12 protein-coding genes are annotated in these 13,133 nt (G+C 67.7%); 8 read left to right on the plus strand and 4 right to left on the minus strand.

Annotated features, from left to right (window positions below; all coding sequences use genetic code 11):
* Window positions 1-353: 353 nt before the first annotated feature.
* The 5 genes from GBZ48_RS15285 to GBZ48_RS15305 all read left to right on the plus strand — a co-directional run bounded on the left by GBZ48_RS15285 (window position 354) and on the right by GBZ48_RS15305 (window position 6,505).
* A complete protein-coding gene (locus tag GBZ48_RS15285) occupies window positions 354-1,217 on the plus strand; it encodes a glycosyltransferase family 2 protein (RefSeq protein WP_174471815.1) in 864 nt (287 codons plus the stop codon).
* 96 nt (window positions 1,218-1,313) lie between these two features.
* Window positions 1,314-1,685, plus strand: a complete 372-nt coding sequence (locus GBZ48_RS15290) for a hypothetical protein (RefSeq protein ID WP_246307200.1) — start codon at window positions 1,314-1,316, stop codon at window positions 1,683-1,685.
* A 102-nt stretch (window positions 1,686-1,787) separates the two neighbouring features.
* Window positions 1,788-2,942 (plus strand): efflux RND transporter periplasmic adaptor subunit, encoded by a 1,155-nt coding sequence (locus GBZ48_RS15295; protein ID WP_174471816.1) that lies wholly within the window; start codon window positions 1,788-1,790, stop codon window positions 2,940-2,942.
* 6 nt (window positions 2,943-2,948) lie between these two features.
* On the plus strand, window positions 2,949-6,110 hold the full coding sequence (locus GBZ48_RS15300; RefSeq protein WP_174471817.1) for an efflux RND transporter permease subunit: 3,162 nt from the start codon (window positions 2,949-2,951) through the stop codon (window positions 6,108-6,110).
* Window positions 6,111-6,124: 14 nt separating this feature from the next.
* Entirely contained in the window at window positions 6,125-6,505 is a 381-nt protein-coding gene (locus GBZ48_RS15305) for a response regulator (protein WP_174471818.1), read from the plus strand.
* A gap of 173 nt (window positions 6,506-6,678) precedes the next feature.
* Here GBZ48_RS15305 and GBZ48_RS15310 read toward each other — a convergent pair whose 3' ends face one another.
* The 3 genes from GBZ48_RS15310 to folK form a co-directional block, all read right to left on the minus strand.
* A complete protein-coding gene (locus tag GBZ48_RS15310) occupies window positions 6,679-6,837 on the minus strand; it encodes a hypothetical protein (RefSeq protein ID WP_167421726.1) in 159 nt (52 codons plus the stop codon).
* Window positions 6,838-7,131: 294 nt separating this feature from the next.
* On the minus strand, window positions 7,132-7,539 hold the full coding sequence (locus tag GBZ48_RS15315; RefSeq protein ID WP_246307201.1) for a tunnelling fold family protein: 408 nt from the start codon (window positions 7,537-7,539) through the stop codon (window positions 7,132-7,134).
* A gap of 97 nt (window positions 7,540-7,636) precedes the next feature.
* The gene (gene folK / locus GBZ48_RS15320; protein ID WP_174471819.1) at window positions 7,637-8,170 is read right to left on the minus strand and encodes a 2-amino-4-hydroxy-6-hydroxymethyldihydropteridine diphosphokinase; all 534 of its coding nucleotides are present in this window, start codon (window positions 8,168-8,170) and stop codon (window positions 7,637-7,639) included.
* A gap of 218 nt (window positions 8,171-8,388) precedes the next feature.
* Between folK and GBZ48_RS15325 the strand changes: the two genes are divergently transcribed.
* From GBZ48_RS15325 to GBZ48_RS15335, 3 genes are all read left to right on the plus strand, one after another.
* Window positions 8,389-8,844: a hypothetical protein gene (locus GBZ48_RS15325; protein ID WP_098737575.1), complete on the plus strand. Its 456-nt coding sequence runs from the start codon at window positions 8,389-8,391 to the stop codon at window positions 8,842-8,844.
* 161 nt (window positions 8,845-9,005) lie between these two features.
* On the plus strand, window positions 9,006-9,722 hold the full coding sequence (locus GBZ48_RS15330; protein WP_174471820.1) for an SRPBCC family protein: 717 nt from the start codon (window positions 9,006-9,008) through the stop codon (window positions 9,720-9,722).
* A gap of 129 nt (window positions 9,723-9,851) precedes the next feature.
* Complete coding sequence (locus GBZ48_RS15335; protein WP_109048171.1) at window positions 9,852-10,232, plus strand: c-type cytochrome; 381 nt, start codon at window positions 9,852-9,854, stop codon at window positions 10,230-10,232.
* A gap of 114 nt (window positions 10,233-10,346) precedes the next feature.
* On the opposite strand, the gene pepN is transcribed toward GBZ48_RS15335, so the two are convergent.
* Window positions 10,347-13,004: an aminopeptidase N gene (gene pepN, locus GBZ48_RS15340; protein ID WP_174471821.1), complete on the minus strand. Its 2,658-nt coding sequence runs from the start codon at window positions 13,002-13,004 to the stop codon at window positions 10,347-10,349.
* Window positions 13,005-13,133 lie beyond the last annotated feature (129 nt).

Here is a 13,133-nt window from a genome sequence, read left to right on the forward strand (position 1 = left end):
ATTCGCCGCCGGAGGAATGCCCCGACTGCCGTCCCGCTGCCGCATGCGCCTTGCCTGCTTCACCACATAGCCCGTCCGGGCTTCATGTTCAACGTCCGCCGGGCCAAAATCGATGGGTCGGGCTGCGGCCGGATGGGACGTTTGAAACGCCGTGCAACAGTTTTCCGGCGATGTTCCACTGTTCGACCCGTCCGACAAAAGGCTGTCCTCTCCGACATCGCAGGCACGACCACTCTTCCTACCATGCGGCAACGCTGCCGGTAAGGGGAGGCGCGAAATCCGGTTCAGGCCATTGACGACCTTTGCGTAGCGACGCCAAACTCTGCCGGCGGACGGGCCTGGAGTGCAGTGCTATGGGCGTGACTGGAACAGGGCAGGACCCCTCCTTCGGCGTTTCCGTCATCATCGCGGCCCACCGCGCCCACGACACCATCGCCCGCGCGGTCCGAAGCCTGCTGGAGCAGGACTGGACGGCATGGGAGGCGGTGATCGTCAGCGACGACGGCACCGATTACCGTCCGACCCTGCTGGCCGCCGGGATCGACGATCCGCGGCTGGTCTTCACCGGCACCGGCCGGGTGGGCGCCGGGGCGCCTGCGGCGCGCAACGCCGGGCTGGCGGCGGCGCGGCTGGCGCTGGTGGCGCCGCTGGATGCCGACGACCGTTTCCGCCCCGGCCGGTTGTCCGCGCTCGTGCCGCTGGCGCTCGGCAACGGTGCCGCCTTCGACAATGTCGCCGTGGTCCGCGACGAGGACGATTCGCCGTTGCAGCACCTGTATGAGGACGGGCAGGCGCCGGCCCTGCTGGATGGCGACGGCTTCCTGGCGACCTCCGTGCCGATGTTCCCGGTGGTGCGGCGCCATCTGGTGCCGGGCTGGGACGACGACGTGGATTTCTGCGACGACGTGGTCTTCAACGTCCGGCTTCTCGACGCCACCGGGCCGGTGCCGCTGGTGGCGACGCCCTTCTATGAATACCGGCAGCGCGCCGGCTCCATCACCTTTTCCGCCGACAGTGGCGCGCGTGCGGAGCGCTGCTACCGCCATGTGCTGGACCGGCTGGACGGCGACGGGCTGGGCATCCGGGACGACGGGCTTCGCCGGCGCTTCACCCAGGCCATCGCCGCCAAGCGCGCCCGCAACGCCGCCTATGAGGCTGCGTTCAAGGCCGGCCGCTGCGCCAATTTCCAGGAATTCCTGGTGCTGGAGTGGGGGTAAAGACCTGAGCCGCCCAGCTCCCGCTGGCTTTGCTTTACCATTCTGTGTCAGCTTTGTTGCGTCGCACATCGCCGGACCGGACACGGGTAGACTCCCATGAATGCCCCGACCTGCTGCCTCGCCCGCATCCCCGCCAATGGAAAATTCTGGCTGAAGAACGCGCGCGTTCACGACGGATTGCGCGATATCCGGATCGAGAACGGCCGGGTCCGCGCCCTGGTGCCGGCCGGCGAGTCGCCCTGCTGCGCACCGGGGCTCGACCTCGACGGTGGCGGGGTGCGGCGAATGGACGCTGATGCGCCGGTCATGGCCGGCGATCCGGCCGACCTGTGGGTGACGCTGTGCGGCGGCCGGACGGTGCCGATGCGGGCGGGAAAGCTCGAAACCGCAAAGACCGAAGAAGTTGGCGGGCATAGGGATGCGGGCGGTCATAAAGATGCGGTGCATATGGACGGTTCGGATCGCTGAACCTTCTCGACTCCGGATGTGAACTGAACGATATAGTTCAGTTTGCCTGGTGCCCCCGTCGGTTGCACTGCGGCAAAGCGAAACCCGCCCGGATCCCGGCCCATGCGCCACACGCTTCGCATCGCTGCACTCCTCGTCCTGGCGGCACTCGCCGGCGGGGCCTACTGGTATTTCGTGAAGCAGGGCGGGACCGTTGCCGGTCTGACCGCGATGGTGAACGGTGCCCTGTCCGGCGGCGCGCCGGCCCAGGGCGGCGCCTCCGGTGGGGCCGCCGGGGCCTCCAAGCCGCCGGGGGGCGCCCCGCCGATGCCGGTGGAGGCCGCCCAGGTCCGCGTCGGCACGGTCGAGCGGACGGTGACCGCCGTCGGCTCGCTGCTGTCCAACGAATCGGTGGTCGTCCGGCCCGAGATCGCCGGCCGCATCAGCGAGATCGCCTTCAAGGAGGGGCAGCGCGTCACGAAGGGCACGGTGCTGGTCCGGCTGGACGACGCAATCGCCCGCGCCACCCTGGCCCAGGCGCAGGCGAGCATCGCCTTCTCCCGCGCCGAACTGTCGCGCGCCGACCAGCTTGTGCGCCAGAACACCGGCCCCCTGCGCAACCGGGAGCAGGCCTCGGCCAAGCTGCTGGCCGACGAGGCGGCGGTGCAACTGGCCAAGGCGCAGCTCGACAAGCAGGTGATCGCCGCCCCCTTCGATGGGGTTCTCGGCCTGCGCAAGGCGTCGGTCGGCGATTTCGTCCAGGCCGGCAAGGACATCGTCAATCTGGAGGACATCGACACGCTGAAGCTGGACTTCCGCGTGCCGGAGATGTTCCTGCCGGCGGTGAAGGTCGGCCAGACGGTGAAGGTGGCGGTGGACGCCTTCGGCGGGCGCAGCTTCGATGGCACCGTCTACGCCATCGATCCGCTGGTCGATGTGAACGGCCGCGCCCTGGCGATCCGCGCCCGCGTGCCGAATCCCGACGGCTCGCTGCGTCCCGGCCTGTTCGCCCGCGTGTCGCTGACGCTGACCACGGTGCCGGACGCGGTGCTGATCCCCGAGCAGGCCATCGTCGCCTTCGGCAAGGACCAGTTCGTCTTCAAGGTGGTGGACGGCAAGGTCGCCCAGACCCGCGTCGTGCTGGGCGAACGCCGCAATGCGGAGGTGGAGATCGCCAAGGGCCTTGCCCCCGGCGACATGGTTGTCACCGCCGGCCAGTTGAAGATCCGCGACGGCGTGCCGGTGGCGGTGCTGCCGGCCAAGCCGGCCGGGAGCTGACGCGCCATGGTCCTCTCCGACATTTCCATCCGCCGTCCCGTCCTGGCGACGGTAATGAGCCTCGCCCTGATGCTGATTGGCATCGTGTCGTACCAGCGCCTGTCGGTCCGCGAATATCCCAAGATCGACGAGCCGGTCGTCACGGTGGAGACGACCTACAAGGGCGCCTCCGCCCAGATCATCGAGAGCCAGGTCACCCAGACGCTGGAGGACAGCCTCGCCGGCATCGAGGGCATTGACGTCATGTCCTCGATCAGCCGGGCGGAGAAGTCGCAGATCACCCTGCGCTTCCGGCTGGACCGCAACGTCGACGTCGCCGCCAGCGACGTGCGCGACCGGGTGGGCCGCGTCCGCGCCCAGCTTCCCAGCGAGATCGACGAGCCGGTGATCGCCAAGGTCGAGGCCGATGCACAGCCGATCATCTATCTCGCCTTCTCCTCCGACCGGCATTCGCCGCTGGAGGTGACCGACTTCGCCGACCGCTACGTCAAGGACCGGCTGCAGAACCTGCCCGGCGTGGCGCAGGTGCGCATCTTCGGTGAGCGCCGCTTCGCCATGCGGCTGTGGCTCGACCCGCAGCGGATGGCCGCCTACCGGGTGACGCCGCAGGATGTCGAGAACGCGCTGCGCCGGCAGAATGTCGAGATTCCGGCCGGCCGCGTCGAAAGCGTGGCGCGCGAGTTCACCGTGGTGTCGGAAACCGACCTGCGCAGCCCGGCGGAGTTCGAGGCCATCATCCTGCGCGACGATGCGGGCTATCTGGTCCGTCTGCGCGATGTTGGCCGGGCGGAGCTGGGTGCCCTGGACGAGCGGGTCAGCGCCCGCTTCAACGGCCGCGGCGCCGTCGCCATCGGCGTGGTGAAGCAGTCCACCGCCAACCCGCTGGACGTGTCGAAGGCGGTCAACGACGCGCTGCCCAAGATCCGCGCGGCGGTGCCGGACGGCATGGGGGTGGATGTCGGTTACGACAGCTCCGTCTTCATCGCCAAGTCGATCGACGCGGTGTTCCACACCATCTTCGAAGCGATCGTCCTGGTCGTTCTGGTCATCTTCTTCTTCCTGCGCTCGCTGCGGGCGACACTGGTGCCGCTGGTGACCATCCCGGTGTCGCTGATCGGCGGTTTCGCCCTGATGTACGCGCTGGGCTTCTCCATCAACACCCTGACCCTGCTGTCGATGGTGCTGGCCATCGGCCTCGTCGTCGACGATGCCATCGTCATGCTGGAGAACATATTCCGCTATGTGGAAGAGGGGATGCCCCCCTTCCAGGCGGCGCTGAAGGGCTCGCGCGAGATCGGTTTCGCCGTCATCGCCATGACCATCACGCTGGCGGCGGTGTACGCCCCCATCGGCTTCATGACCGGCCGCACCGGACGGCTGTTCACCGAGTTCGCCCTGACGCTGGCCGGGGCGGTGATCGTGTCCGGCTTCGTGGCGCTGACCCTGTCGCCGATGATGTGCTCCAAGCTGTTGAAGCACGAGACGAAGCACGGCCTGCTCTACCGCGCCATCGAACGCTTCCTGGAGGGGATGACCAACGGCTACCGTCGGCTGCTGCGCCTGTCCCTGCGGGCACGGCCGCTGGTGCTGCTGATCGGGCTGGGCGTCGCCGCCGCCAGCTATGTCCTGTTCACCGGTCTGAAGTCGGAGCTGTCGCCGGTCGAGGACCGCGGCACCATCGTCGGCATCGCCATCGCGCCGGAAGGCTCCACGCTGGACTACACCATGGGCTATGCCCAGCGGATGGAGGCGCTGTTCCGCCAGATCCCGGTTCTGGAGAAGTTCTTCGTCGTCGTCGGCTTCCCCGTGGTGAATCAGGGCATCGCCTTCGTCCGCCTGATCGACTGGGACGAGCGCGAGGTGAAGCAGCAGGCGATCACCGCCCAGCTGTTCCCCAAGATGTTCGGCATCCCCGGCATCCTGGGCTTCGTCACCAACCCGCCGTCGCTGGGCCAGAGCCCGATCGACAAGCCGGTCAACTTCGTCATCCAGACCTCGCTGCCTTTCGAGGAGTTGCAGGCGATGGTCAACGCCATGATGGCGGAGGCGCGCAACTTCCCCGGCCTGACCAACCTCGACACCGACCTGAAGCTGAACAAGCCGGAGCTGCGGGTGTCGCTGGACCGCGACAAGGCGGCCGACCTGGGGGTAGATGTCGACACCGTCGGCCGGACGCTGGAAACCCTGCTGGGCGGCCGGCAGGTGACGAGATTCAAGAAGGACGGCAAGCAGTATGACGTGATCGTCCAGGTCGCCAACGTCGACCGCCGCAACCCGGACGACATCGCCGGCATCTATGTGCGCGGCGGCACCTCCGTTACCGGGGGAGCCAATCAATCCTCTGGGGGCCAGATGATCTCGCTCGCCAATCTGGTGAAGGTCGAGGAGCGGGTGGCGCCGAAGGAGCTGAACCACTTCAACAAGCTGCGCTCCGCCACCATCACCGCGACGCTGGCGCCGGGCACCTCGCTGGGCGAGGCGCTGGCCGTCATGCAGGCGGCGGCGAACAAGGTGCTGCCGGCAACCGCGCAGACCGACTATGCCGGGCAGAGCCGCGAGTTCCGCGAATCCGCCACCGGTCTCTACTTCGTCTTCATCCTGGCGCTGGCCTTCATCTATCTGGTGCTGGCCGCACAGTTCGAGAGCTTCATCGATCCCTTCGTCATCATGCTGACGGTGCCGCTGTCGATGACCGGTGCGCTGGCGGCCTTGCAGATGAGCGGCGGGACGATGAACGTCTACAGCCAGATCGGCCTCGTCACCCTGGTCGGGCTGATCACCAAGCACGGCATCCTGATCGTGGAGTTCGCCAACCAGCTCCAGCGCGCCGGGACCGACATCCGCAAGGCGGTGGAAGAGGCGGCCGTGCTGCGCCTGCGCCCGATCCTGATGACCACCGGCGCCATGGTGCTGGGTGCGGTGCCGCTGGCCTATGCCAAGGGGGCCGGTGCCGAAAGCCGGCAGGCCATCGGCGCCGTCATCGTCGGCGGCATGACGCTCGGCACGCTGCTGACCCTGTTCGTCGTGCCGACCGTTTACAGCTATCTTGCCCGCAAGAAGCCGATGCAGGACGACACTGCCGGGGCGGAGCAGGCGGCCAGTGGACATGATGGCGGGCAGGGCGGCGGGCATGGCGGGGGCCACGGTGCGCCCCATCCGGCCGAGTGACAGGGAGCGGCGTGGTGGCGAATGTTCTGATCATCGATGACGACGACGTTGCGCGTGCGGTTCTGCTGCGCACGCTGACGATGGCCGGCCATGAGGCGGTCGGTGCCAGCGACGGGGTGGAGGGGATGGAGCGGTTCCGCAGCCGTCCGGCCGACAGCCCGCTCGACCTCGTCATCACCGACATCTTCATGCCGAACCAGGAAGGGCTGGCGACGATCATGGAACTGCGGCGCGGTGCGCCGTCGCTGAAGATCATTGCGATTTCCGGTGGCGGTGCCCGCGCGTCGCTGGATGTGCTGCCGGTGGCGGAGGCGCTGGGCGCGCACCGCACCCTGCGCAAGCCCTTCACCCCAGCCGAGGTGATGGAGGTTGTGCGCGCGGTTCTGGAGGGATGAAGCGCCTGTCCTCCGGGAAATGCGAAACGCCGCTCTCCGGGGGAGGGCGGCGTTTCGCTGTCGTGGGTTCCAGCCGATTTGCCTGACCGGGCCTTATCCGGCACCTATGTCGGGGTGTCCGTGACGCATCTATCTCGGGGCGTCTGCGACGCCCGGGTCAGGATTCCCGCAGGTCAGGCGGCGAGCCGCTCTTCCTGTACTCGACGGCTCCGGCGGAGGCGCTCGAAAAGCTGCTGGACACTGTCGGGGCTGATCCCATCGCGCACCATAACGGCGATCACGATCGGATCTTCGAGCAGTTCGGAAAGGGTCGGCGTCGTGTTTCGGTCCATGCGTCCCTCCCTTAGTGTCCGGCCTCCGGGTGCCGCTGCCGTCCCTGAAGGTGGATCGGCGTACGGACGAAGCCGGCAATGGCGATTGGCCTAATCCCTGCTGCGCGCTCGTCTCGGCTTTCGGTGTCCGGATTGCCTCTGGGGATATACCCCCTTCGGTCCGGATTGTGGGTCTGAAATACAATATGGCGACCATAACTCAGACGGAGTGGTATTGTCACCCGTCCTTTTGTCAACGTCAGCTATATCTTTGTGTATTTCAGTATTAGGGCCCGCGGCCGGGGGATCGGCCGCTCAGTCCTGCCCCGGCCGTGCCCGCGTCAGGCTGGCGCCGGCGGTCGGACCGCCCGAGTCGGCCGCAGGAATGGCGACATCGACCTGCACCCGCCGCACCTTGGCATGGGACAGGCACAAATCCGCGGCGCGGTCCGCCAAATAATCGGCACTGGGTACATTGGATTCGCCACAAAGACGACGCAAGTCTTCGACAATATCCTCGTAAGACATCACCGCGGCGATGTCGTCGGGAAAGCCGGGGCCGGGATGGGTGACGGTCAATGTCAGGTCGAAACCGACCTCCGGCCGGTCGGTGCGGCCGGCGAGCGCCACCGCGGCGGCGAAGCCGCGCACCAGGATGGTGTAGGTGAGCGGCGCACCGCCCGGCTGGACCAGCATGGTCCGTTTCACGCTATCGTCCGACAACACACTCTCCCGGCCGGCGAGAGGGCGCCGGCGTTGCGTTCAGGCCGGCACTATAGGCGTTGCGGAGGCCGCATGCCACCGCGCTTGGGCCGCCCGGCTACAGCGCTTCGGCGATGCGGACGACGGTTTCGCGGCCGGGCACCTCGTCGCACAGTTCGCCGATCCGCCGGTTCAGCAGCGGGTGGACGATGCCGGCGGCGATGTCGGCCAGCGGGCAGAGAACGAAGGCGCGCTCCGCCATGCGGGGATGGGGGATCTCCAGATCCGGCTCCACCACCACCCGGTCGGCGTAGAGCAGGATATCGACGTCGATGGGCCGCGGGCCGAAGCGCAGGCCGCCAAGGTCGCGGCCCAGCGATGCCTCGATCTCCTTCAGGACGCGCAGCAAAGCAACCGGGTCCAACTCGGTGGTGCCGCGCACCGCCATGTTCAGGAAGGCCGGCTGGTCGGTCACATACATCGGCGCCGTCTCATAGAGGGCGGACTGCGCGTCGATCCGCACCGCTCCGCCCAGCCGCCGGATCGCCTCGGCGAGGTTGGCGGCGCGGTCGCCCATATTGCCGCCGAGCGCGAGATACACCGTCGCGGCGGAGGTCGATGAGGAGGGGGAGGGGGGCGTAAGCTCGGCCATGGCGTCGGCGGTCCCGATATGCTGGTATGGGCTGGGGACGGAACTCCTAGCAAATCCGGACCCGCCCGTCACTTCCGGGCCGCAGCTCCGCATCGCCCGGCGTCCTTCGGGAACGGACGGGCAGCGGCGGGGTTTCAGCACTGTATCAACCGGTTGAGAAGAACCCGGCGATGACACGATATTCTGGTGGAGGACGAGAGATGGGCCGAGACAAGCGTATGGCAAGGACCGTGGGCGCTGCGATGATCCTTCTCGGCGGCACGGCCGTCCTCCTTGCCGGCTGCGCCACCGGTCCCGACCCGGAGATCGCGCGCCGCGCCCAGACCGCCATGATCGGCATGCCAAAGGCCGACCTGCTGGCCTGCGCCGGCGTGCCGGACCGGCAGGCGACGGCGTCGGGGCGCGAATACTACACCTATGTCGCCCATCCGGCGGTGGCCTACAGCCCCGGCAGCAGCATCGGCATCGGGGCCGGCAGCTTCGGCGGCAGCGGCGGCGTCGGGCTCGGCCTCGGCTTCGGGGTGCCGGTCGGCGGCGGTACGGCTCCGGGATGCGAGGCGACGGTGGTGATCGGCCCGCGCGGCACGGTGGAGCAGGTCAGCTACCCGGCCGGCGCCTCGCTGTCGTCCTGCACGCCGATCGTCAGCACCTGCATGGCGCCGCCTCCCGGCTGACCATGCCCGCTGCGGCTTAAGACTATGAGACGAGGCGGCCGGGGCTGTCGCAGTGCCCGGTTATGCCATATTCTCGACCGTAACGCCGGCCGCAGCCGGGGAACCGACGCCCGCAACGGGGCGCATCCGGGTTGCCACATGGGTTGGAGGAACCACGAACCATGGACATGAGCGGAAGCCACCGGATCGAGGCCAGCCGCGACGCGGTGTGGGCGGCGCTGAACGATCCGGACATCCTGCGCCAGTGCATTCCCGGCTGCGAAGAGGTGGTCCGGCAGTCCGACACCGAGATGACGGCCAAGGTCGTCGCCAAGGTCGGCCCGGTCAGCGCCAAATTCGCCGGCAAGGTCACCCTGTCGGACCTGGACCCGCCCAACGGCTACACCATCACCGGCGAAGGGTCGGGCGGTGCCGCCGGCTTCGGCAAGGGCGGCGCCACGGTGACGCTGGCCGACGATGGCGGCGCCACGCTGCTGAGCTACACCGCCAAGGCCCAGGTCGGCGGCAAGCTGGCGCAGATCGGCTCCCGGCTGGTCGACGCCACAGCCCGCAAGATGGCGGAGGAGTTCTTCGCCCGCTTCACCCAGATCGTCGGCCCCGCTCCCGCCGAGGTCCCGCCGGCGGTCGAGCCCGTCGAGCCCGAGGCCACCGCCGCTGCGCCCCAGCCGGCAGTCCGGCCGGCCGTCTATTCCGATCCCGCCCCGGCTGCTTCCCCCACGGCGAGGCCTGCCAGCCGCATGGCGGAAGTACCGCCGGAGATCCCGCTGCCGCTGCCGGTCGGGCGCGGCATGGGTGTTGGCGGCGGCAATTTCTATGTGCCGTGGGCTGCACTTCTTGTGGTTGTGGTGCTGCTCGCATCGCTTGCTTGGATGAGTTGACGTGGCAGATTGTTCATTGGTCGTACGGCTGCATCAAAGGGGTTTGACACCCTTTCGGAATGTGTATGCTGCCGCGCGATTCCGGTCGGCGCCGTCGGCCGGTGGATCCATCGGAAGGGAAGCCGAAGAATGAAGAAGCTGTTGATGGGCGTTGCCGCCATCGCCGCGGTCGTGATGGGTGCCGGTGCCGCCCAGGCGGCCGATGCCGCCGCCGGCAAGGATGTCTTCAAGGTCTGCATGGCCTGCCACACCGCCGAGCAGGGCAAGAACAAGGTCGGCCCGTCGCTGTTCGGCGTCGTCGGCCGTCCGGCCGCCTCGATCGAGGGCTTCAAGTATTCCGCCCCGATGAAGGAAAAGGGCGCCGGCGGTCTGGTCTGGACCGCGGAGAACCTGGACGCCTACATCAAGGCGCCGAAGGAGATCGTCCCGGGCGGCACGATGGCTTTCGCCGGCCTGAAGGACGACGCCAAGCGCGCCGACCTGATCGCTTTCCTGTCTGAGCAGAAGTAAGACCGCGGTCCGGCGGCCGGGGGACGCTGCGGACGGCGAAAGGGCCGGTGGCGATGCCACCGGCCCTTTGCTTTTGCGCCCCTGCGTTTGGGAATAGTCCTTTGGTCCCGAGTCTCAGCCGGCGGCGGCCAGGCTCTTGCTCGCGACCTCGTAAACGTCCGGCGACAGGCCCGACGTGGCGACGATCCGCTGCAGTTCGGCCTTCATCAGCCCCTGGCGGGCCGCGTCATAGCGCCGCAGACGGGAGAAGGGACCCATCAGACGGGCCGCAACTTGCGGGTTCATCGGGTCCAGGCGCAGCACCTGATCGGCGAGGAAGCGGTAACCGGCACCGCTCGCGTCATGGAAGCGGACCGGGTTGCCGTTGGCGAAGCCGCCGATCAGCGCATAGACCTTGTTCGGGTTCCGGATCTCGAAGGCCGGATGGCCGAGCAGCGCGGTGACGCGGGCCAGCGTGTCGGCGCGGTTGGACATCGCCTGCACGCCGAACCACTTGTCGACCACCAGCGCCTCGCCCTTCCAGCGCGCATAGAAGTCGGCCAGTGCCGTCTCCCCTTCCGGCGAGGCGGCGTTGGACAGGAACTGCAGCGCCGCGATCTCGTCGGTCATGCCCTGGGCCGTGCGGTACTGCGTCAGGCACAGGTCGAGCGCCTCGTCGTCCTCCAGCGCCATCAGATAGGCGAGGCAGAGGTTCTTCAGCGCCCGCTTGCCGATGGCGTCGGCATCGACCGAGAAGGGCTCCTGGCTGCTGTTGCGGCGGTAGAGATCGAGGAAGCGCGCCCGCAGGCGGCCGGCCATCGTCTTGCGCGCGAATTCCCGCACCGCATGGATGGCGTCGGGATCGACCACCGGCATCTGGGTGCCGAGATAGGCCTCCGTCGGCAACACCAGCGCCTGGGCGGCGAAGGCGGGATCGCGCTCCGCATCGTCCAGGATCCTGGCGAAGGCGTCGGCATAGCCCTCCGGCAGAACCAGTTCGCGGTCGGCCTGCCGGTCGGCGACGAGGCCGAGCAGGATGCGGGTGCCGAGGATCTGCCCGGCTTCCCACCGGTTGAAGGCGTCGCTGTCGTGCGCCATCAGGAAGGTGAGGTCGGCGTCCGTCAGGTCGGTTTTCAGCTTCACCGGGGCGGAGAAGCCGCGCAGCAGAGACGGCACCGGCCGGGCGGCGATGTCGCGGAAGGTGAAGCTCTGGCTTTCCGCCGTGACATGCAGGATGCGGCTGGTGCCGGCGGCCTCCTCCTCGCCGTCCAGGCGTAGCGGCAGGTCCTGGCCGTCGGGGCCGAGCAGGCCGACGACCAGCGGGATGTGCATCGGCTGCTTGGTCGGCTGGCCCGGCGTCGGCGGCACCGTCTGCCTGACCGTCAGGGTGAAGGTCTTTGCTGCCGGATCATGACTGCCGGTGATGTCGAGTTCGGGCGTGCCTGACTGGCGGTACCACAGCTGGAACTGGGTCAGGTCGACCCCACTGGCATCGGCCATGGCGGCGACGAAATCGTCGCAGGTGACCGCCTGCCCGTCATGGCGCTGGAAGTAGAGGTCGGTGCCCTTGCGGTATTTTTCCGGCCCCAGCAGGGTGTGGATCATGCGGATGACTTCCGCACCCTTGTTGTAGACGGTCGGGGTGTAAAAGTTGTTGATCTCGACATAGCTGTCCGGGCGCACCGGATGGGCCATGGCGCCGGCATCCTCCTGGAACTGCACGGTGCGCAGCCCCTGGACGTCGGCGATGCGCTTCACCGCGCGGGAATGCATGTCGGACGAGAATTCCTGATCGCGGAAGACGGTCAGCCCTTCCTTCAGCGACAGCTGGAACCAATCGCGGCAGGTGACGCGGTTGCCGGTCCAGTTGTGGAAATACTCGTGCGCGACCACCGCCTCGATGTTGAGGAAATCGGTGTCAGTCGCGGTTTCCGGCTTGGCCAGGATGTATTTGGTGTTGAAGACGTTGAGCGACTTGTTTTCCATCGCCCCCATGTTGAAGTCGCCGACCGCGACGATGTTGAAGATGTCGAGGTCGTATTCCAGCCCATAGACCTCTTCATCCCAGCGCATCGACTTGATCAGCGAGCGCATGGCGTGGTCGATCTTGTCTTCGTTCCCCGGCTCGACATAGATGCGGAGCGTCACGTCGCGGCCCGACGCGGTGCGGAAACGGTCCTCGCCATGGACGAGGCTGCCGGCGACCAGCGCGAACAGGTAGCAGGGCTTGGGGAAGGGGTCCTCCCAGCGCGCCCAGTGGCGCCCGCCGTCCAGATCGCCGGAAGCGGCGAGGTTGCCGTTGGACAGCAGCACCGGATAGCGCGCCTTGTCCGCGGCGATGGTGGTGCTGTAGCGCGCCATCACGTCCGGCCGGTCGGCGAAATAGGTGATCTTGCGGAAGCCTTCCGCCTCGCACTGGGTGCAGAAGTTGCCGGAGGACTTGTAGAGCCCTTCCAGCGCGGTGTTCTCCTGCGGCTTGATGCGGACGACGGTCTCCAGCGTATAGCTGGCCGGCACCTCCAGCACGATCAGGTGATCGGGGGTGACGGTGTATTCGTCCGGCCCCAGAGTGCGGCCGTCCAGCGCCACCGACACCAGATCCAGCCTCTGCCCGTCGAGCGACAGCGGCTCCGTCGCCGCCTCCGGCCGGTCGGGATTGCGGCGGATCGCGAGCACCGCGCGGACGGTGGTGACATCCTCGCCCAAATCGACGAACAGGTCGACCGTGTCGATCAGATGCGCCGGCGGGCGATAGTCCTGAAGCCGGATGGCCTTCGGCGTGCCTTTGTCCATGTGCCTTATCTCTGGTCTGTGTCTGTCTTGCGGATCAAGCCGTTCGGGACAGGTCCGAGGAACCTGACTCTTATACCCCTCTTACCCTTCCGACCAATAGAGAGGGGAGAAGAGTAGGTGGGCGACGGG

The sequence above is a fragment of the Azospirillum melinis genome (genome assembly GCF_013340935.1).
Lineage (GTDB): Bacteria > Pseudomonadota > Alphaproteobacteria > Azospirillales > Azospirillaceae > Azospirillum > Azospirillum melinis.